General features: G+C 45.3%; 6 protein-coding genes. 4 read left to right on the top strand and 2 right to left on the bottom strand.

Annotated features, from left to right (window positions below; translation table 11 throughout):
• Both QUA58_RS12320 and QUA58_RS12315 read right to left on the bottom strand, forming a co-directional pair.
• Positions 1-312: transposase family protein (locus QUA58_RS12320; protein ID WP_333394259.1), on the bottom strand; the 312-nt coding region annotated here is incomplete at its 3' end.
• A gap of 123 nt (positions 313-435) precedes the next feature.
• On the bottom strand, positions 436-939 hold the full coding sequence (locus tag QUA58_RS12315; protein ID WP_333254460.1) for a hypothetical protein: 504 nt from the start codon (positions 937-939) through the stop codon (positions 436-438).
• A 305-nt stretch (positions 940-1,244) separates the two neighbouring features.
• Between QUA58_RS12315 and QUA58_RS12310 the strand changes: the two genes are divergently transcribed.
• From QUA58_RS12310 to QUA58_RS12295, 4 genes are all read left to right on the top strand, one after another.
• Positions 1,245-1,487 (top strand): hypothetical protein, encoded by a 243-nt coding sequence (locus QUA58_RS12310; RefSeq protein WP_333254462.1) that lies wholly within the window; start codon positions 1,245-1,247, stop codon positions 1,485-1,487.
• A 130-nt stretch (positions 1,488-1,617) separates the two neighbouring features.
• On the top strand, positions 1,618-2,700 hold the full coding sequence (locus tag QUA58_RS12305; RefSeq protein WP_333394258.1) for an ATP-dependent 6-phosphofructokinase: 1,083 nt from the start codon (positions 1,618-1,620) through the stop codon (positions 2,698-2,700).
• A gap of 355 nt (positions 2,701-3,055) precedes the next feature.
• On the top strand, positions 3,056-4,504 hold the full coding sequence (locus tag QUA58_RS12300) for a slr1306 family protein (RefSeq protein WP_333254466.1): 1,449 nt from the start codon (positions 3,056-3,058) through the stop codon (positions 4,502-4,504).
• 325 nt (positions 4,505-4,829) lie between these two features.
• The gene (locus QUA58_RS12295; protein WP_333254468.1) at positions 4,830-6,323 is read left to right on the top strand and encodes a DUF697 domain-containing protein; all 1,494 of its coding nucleotides are present in this window, start codon (positions 4,830-4,832) and stop codon (positions 6,321-6,323) included.
• Positions 6,324-6,414: the final 91 nt, after the last annotated feature.

Here is a 6,414-nt window from a genome sequence, read left to right as displayed (position 1 = left end):
CTTTTTGCCAGGTAAATTAAATAAACCTGAATTCATTAAAGCTTTCTCAGTTCTAATTACAATTCGATAAGCATTTGATTCATTAATACCCCATTTAATTCCTAGATGAAAAAAAGTAGGATATTCTCGCAAATAGGATAATGTCATTAAGATTTGGTCTTCTACGCACAATTTACTTGGTCTTCCTGATTTTTTTTGAAATATTTTTTCCGCATTGACTATTTTTACCATTTCTTTGAATGTTTCTTGATGTACTCCACAGTAGCGTTTAAAGTCTTTGGGGGTTGAGTTTTGTAATTGTTCGTAATTCATATTATCAAGCTAATTTTTTCTTTTATTTTACTAGAGCGCTCGCACTTTCGCAAGAGGTCTAATAAATGAAATGTGTTAGAAATTGGGCGAACGGTAGGGTTTATTTCTCAACCTAACCTGCTACTATTTCGCCGACTTCTGCGCCTTTTTTTCCGATTCTACTAATTGCAAAGCTTCGTCAAGAATTACCCGTGCTTCTTCAGCTTTTCCCCTAGCTTCTCGATAGCGGACATTAGCTTGAGCGAAATTTTTGAGAACCTTGAAACCGTCTTTGAGACGACCAATTTCCTCGGCAGTCACAGCCTCATCTGTAAACAAAATATCGATCGCCTCCCGGATTTTTAGGGCTTCTTCGCGGGATTCCATCACCTTCAATTTGAGACTTGCCAAATTGCTCAAAATCTGCACTGCTTCAGTAATTGCGTCCTCACCGTCAGACACAGAAGCATCTTCGATCACTTCAACAAACTGCTTGGGCCCAAATCCTTCTGCGAGCTCTGTAGGTAGCTTACCTTCATCCATCAGCAGCATCAGCCGATCCATCGCTTCTTCGCGGGCTTTCGCTGAATCTTTCCCTTTGACAGTTAAAATAATTTCGGGGCTTTGAGGAAGTGTATAACGAACCATATTTTGACCACAAGTATGCGAAAACAATTGAATGATATTTTATCTTGATTCGATCGCCTGTTGCAGCTATCCATCCGCCCCATTACCAGAAAGAATTGGTTTAAAGCCTGAACCCTTGTAGGGAGAGATTAAAATCAGACTATTGATTACTCCAATCCTCGGACTTCTTTTGTCAAGTGCTGTCAACCCAACGACCTGCTCCCCTCGGCTTCGCTCAGGCCAAGCTGTCAACTGTCAACTGTCAACTGAATGAACAACCGCTTGCCAAAAATTTACAAATATACACTCAAAAGGAACCCTCGACCATGAAAGATAAAATTCTTAACTTCCTCAACTTGATTCTAGTAGCGGATGTGTTTTTCGTCTTTGCTATTTTTGCGTGGTTTATGATCGCCGTAGTTGGGCGATCGACCGGAGTGAATCTCGGTTTCGATTTATGGTACAGTCTGTGGCAGCCCGTATTTAATCCCGCTCTAGGAATTCTCATGGGCGGTGCAATTCTCAGCGGCATCATTAACCAAGTTTCTAAACGCCTCAATCCCAAGTAGGATTTATGTTGTATTTGAGACGGTGATTTGGGAGGCTAGAGCCACTAAATTACGTCGCAAATAAGGATTGGACGATCTGGATCTAAAAATATCAACTCATGTTCTGAGTAACAAAAGTCTGGCATAAATTATGGGAGAACAAAAGTGTATCGGCATTCTCACTAGCGGAGGTGATTGTGCAGGCTTAAATGCAGTGATACGAGCCGTTGTCTACCGCGCAACGGGAACTTACAATTGGAAAGTAATGGGAATTCGTCAAGCCACCAACGGATTGATGAGTCGTCCCCCGGAAGCAATTCCCTTGAATATTGAAAAAGTAGACTCTTGGCTCACCATTGGCGGTACAATGCTGGGCACGACAAATAAGGGCAACCCTTTTGCTTTCCCGATGGCTGACGGGACTGTGCGCGATCGCTCTGATGACATTATCGAAGGCTATCATCAACTGGGTTTGGATGCCTTAATTGTCATAGGTGGCGATGGCAGTCTCGCCATTCTCAGGAAGATTGCCAAACAAGGCAATTTGAATTTAGTTGCTATTCCTAAAACTATTGATAATGATGTCGGAATTACCGAGCGTTCGATCGGTTTTGATACTGCTGTCAATATTGCCACAGAAGCACTAGACCGCTTGCATTTTACTGCGGCCAGTCACAGCCGCGTGATAATTGTTGAAGTCATGGGACGCGATGCCGGACATATTGCAATTAGTGCCGGAATAGCTGGGGGAGCTGATATAATTCTGATTCCCGAAATTCCTTACAAAATTTCCCAAATTTGTGCCAAAATCAAAGAACGCCAAGACCGTGGGAAAACCTACTGTTTAATTGTAGTAGCGGAGGCAGTTCGCACAGAAGCAGGCGAATTAGTAATGCACACAAATCGCTTAGGTCAAAGTCGATTAGGCGGAATCGGTCAGTATTTAGCTGATACAATTTCTGAATGTAGCGGTGCAGAAACCCGCGTCACCGTTTTGGGACACACTCAACGCGGGGGAACACCTTCTTCGCTAGAAAGATTAATTGCTTCTGCTTTTGGTGTCGCAGCAGTTGATTTAGTTGCCGAAGAGAAATTTGACCAGATGGTATCTTGGCAACAGCGAGAAGTTGTCAGCGTTCCATTGGAAGATGCGATCGTCAAATACAGACCTGTAGACTTCAACGGTACTCTGGTTAAAACGGCCCGCGGTTTGGGAATTTGCTTGGGAGATTAGACAATTATTCGTCCTAGTTCTCAAAGAGTAACAAGAAGGAAAGAAACCGGGTTTTTTGGTGATAGAGGGTTTTGGGCTAGTATTTAGTTAAAAAACCCGGTTTCTGGCCCCATGTTTTTCACTTTCCCATCAGAAAATCATCGGCGTTTATTTGTGTCGATCGACTTGACACCTGCGATCGATCCTGTGATTTATGCAGAAAGTAGATTTGGCACTTGTCAAAAAACTTGAGGGTGTAATCCGCACGGGTAGCCCGCCTGCCAGTTTCGATATCGCAGGGGTACGATGGAATATAGGGACAAAGACCAAGCCCGTTAAGGTTAAGCTTGGCAATAATACCCACAGGAAGGTAAAAATGACACTTAACTTGCGGCGACCGATTTTAATAGGCGGAATAGGACTTTCAGCAGCGCTGTGGCTGCTGGAAACTCTACAGCATTCGGGTTCAGAAATGGGCGAAACGGCACTCATCGGCTTGGCGGCTGCCGGTGCGGGGTATTGGTGGTGGAAGCAACAATCCCCCAAACTCGAACTCGTACTCCCGGAACCCCTGGCGAACCGGGAAGCAGCCGAAAAAGCGATCGCCACGGCATCCGCAGCCATTAATTTGCTAGCTCAGGAAGCTCAAAACTCGGCAAATCCGCCTAATCTAACAGCAAAGCTCGATCGGCTCAGAACCGAATTAGACAGACAAGATTTGCGGATTACCGTAACTGGCGGCAAAGCTGTCGGCAAAACTGCCTTAATTCAAGTTTTAAATTCTAATTGGGCATCTCAACACCCGCAAAAGCTGAGTTTTCCAGAAACAGCACCGCTATTTGCTAATACAAATACCGATGCCAAAATCGGCGGTGATTTAGTGCTGTTTGTGACAGCGGGCGACATCACAGATTCCGAATTTAAAACATTATCTCAGCTAGCTGCAGCAGGTCAGCGTGTGCTGCTAATCTGGAACAAACTAGACCAATATTTGCCAGAACAGCAGTCGCAGGTTTTGAACTCTTTGCAGCAGAAAATGCAAGGAATATTGGGGACAGAAGATATAATTGCGATCGCAGCTTCCCCGAATTCTATTAAAGTGCGGCAGCACCAAGCGGACGGCACATTTAAAGAACGCATCGAAAATCAAGTCTCTCAACTTGAGCCACTGACGGAAAGATTGACTAAAATCTTAACGGAAGAACGGCAACAGTTGGTCTGGGCGAGTGCAGTGCGCGAGGCTGCAAGTATCAAATTAGAGGCAAAAACCTTATTAAATGCAGTCAGGCGCGATCGATCGATTCCCATCATCGAACAATATCAGTACATCGCCGCCGCCGCCGTTTTTGCTAACCCAGTTCCCGCCTTAGACTTGCTAGCAACAACCGCCATCAGCACCCAACTCGTCATCGATCTCGGCGCTATCTACCAGCAAAAGTTTTCCTTAGACCAAGCTAAAACAGTAGCGGGAACTTTAGCAACCCAAATGTTCAAACTGGGATTAGTAGAACTGTCTACCCAAACTATTACTGGACTGCTGAAAAGCAATGCCGTCACCTATGCAGCAGGAGGCGCGGTGCAGGGAATTAGTGCAGCCTACTTCACCAGAATAGCAGGACTGAGTTTAATTGAATATTTCTCAACTCAAGAATTGGAAAATGCTGCCAAAGGCATTTTCAATCTCGACCAGTTGACTAAAACTTTGCAAGCAGTATTTATGCAAAATCAGCAAGTTTCCTTCTTGCAATCTTTCGTCAACCAAGTGGCGAGTCGCCTTTCATCTCAGGTATCTGGGCCGCAGGCTGTTAATTCGGCCTCCAATTAAATAGGACTGAGGCACGGGCAACCAGAAACCGGGTATGGTTTGTCTGACGATTAGGTCTAGATCCCCCCTAACCCCCCTTAAAAAGGGGGGGACAAGAGAATTCTCAAAGTCCCCCTTCTTAAGGGGGATTTAGGGGGATCTGGCCTCGGGGGTAAACGACAGATATAAATGGTTTGACGCGGTTGTTAACACGCCTTGACAGTGCCGTGTCCCTACCTAATTCCCAAATAAAAAACTAGAAAATTATCAAAAATTGTATTAAAATAAGAAATAGAATGTTATAGTTCGACGCTCAATTATTCTTGCTTAAAAAAGCCGATCGCCAATGGCTGACAATTCCCTTCAAGAAAATCGCTTATCCCTTGCCCGCGCCAGTTTGCGCGAATCCCTGGCGCGCTATTCCCACCTGCGCCAAGGGAAAAAAAACTCGAATAATACAGAATTAGAAGCAGCGCTGCAATATCAGTTAGATATCTTAACTTCCACCTCAGAAAAACTAGACCACAACGTCATTCGCATTGCTACTTTCGGCTTAGTCAGCCGTGGCAAGTCAGCCGTATTAAACGCGCTTTTAGGTCACAAAATTCTGCAAACAGGCCCTCTCAACGGCGTGACTCAGTGGCCGCGTTCCGTGCGCTGGAGTGTGCCCTTATCCTTCCTTGACAGCGACGAATCCCCCCAAACCCCCCCTGGCAAAGGGGGGAAAGGAGGGGTGCAAGTAGAATTAATCGATACTCCCGGACTTGATGAAGTTGGCGGCGAAGTGCGCGGCGAAATGGCGAAACAAGTAACTCGCCAAGCTGACTTAATTCTGTTTGTCGTTGCAGGGGATATCACCCGAACAGAATATCAAGCACTGTGCGAATTGCAAACAGCGCAAAAACCGCTGATTTTAGTTTTTAATAAAATTGACCTTTATCCAGAATTAGACAGAAAAGCTATTTACCAAAGTTTGCAAGCGCTGGGAAATTCAGAACAGTTAGCAGCCGCTGCGCTAACAGAGGAAACAGATAGCGAAAATTTGTCCGATCCCCCAAACAACTCCTCCGATAAATCTACTGCAAAATCACCGCCTAAAACTTCCAAATCATTAGAAATAGTCATGGTAGCCGCCGAACCCGCGCCGGTGCAAGTGCGGGTGGAATGGTCCGACGGAAGAGTAACTAACCAATGGGAGTCGCCACCCCCGCAGATAGACGAACTCAAACATAAAATTCTCACAATTCTTAACAGAGAAGGTCGATCGCTACTCGCTCTAAATGCTTTAGTTGAAGCTAGAGATGCCGAAGCAAACATTGCCCGTCACGTTCTCAAATTGCGACAAACAGAAGCCGAAGATTTAATCTGGCAATTTGCAAAATATAAAGCTTTGGCTGTCGGTTTAAATCCAGTGGCCTTCTTGGATGTAATGGGAGCAACTGTCGCCGATTTAGCCTTAATTCGCTCTTTATCCAGACTTTACGGTTTACCCATGACTGGTTACGAAGCGGGGAAACTTTGGCAGACTATTTTCTCCAGTGCTGGCGGCGTACTTTTGGGAGAATTGGGTAGCAGTTTTTTGTTGGGATTTGGCAAAAGTGCGGCGGCCGCAGCCCCGCACATCGGCTTTTCTACTTTTGCCGGAGTTGCTGTCACTCAAGCTAGTTTAGCAGCTTACGGAACCTATGCTGTCGGTCGCGCCGCCCAAGTTTATTTAGAAAAAGGCTGCACCTGGGGCCCCCTGGGACAAGATACAGTAATTCAAGAAATTCTCGCCACTATCGAGCGTAATACAATTATCGATCGCCTCCAGCAAGAGTTTAAAAGACCTCTTGCATAAATCCGATCTCGATCCTGCAACCGCAGATGTCAGGCAGATAAACACAGATAAACGCAGATAGTTTCAAGATAGTTTGGGAATGAGTGCAAGA

The sequence above is a fragment of the Microcoleus sp. N9_A1 genome, from assembly GCF_036701795.1.
Classification (GTDB): domain Bacteria; phylum Cyanobacteriota; class Cyanobacteriia; order Cyanobacteriales; family Microcoleaceae; genus Microcoleus.
Note: the sequence above shows the minus strand (reverse complement) of the source record. Positions and strands in the feature narration are given on the sequence as shown.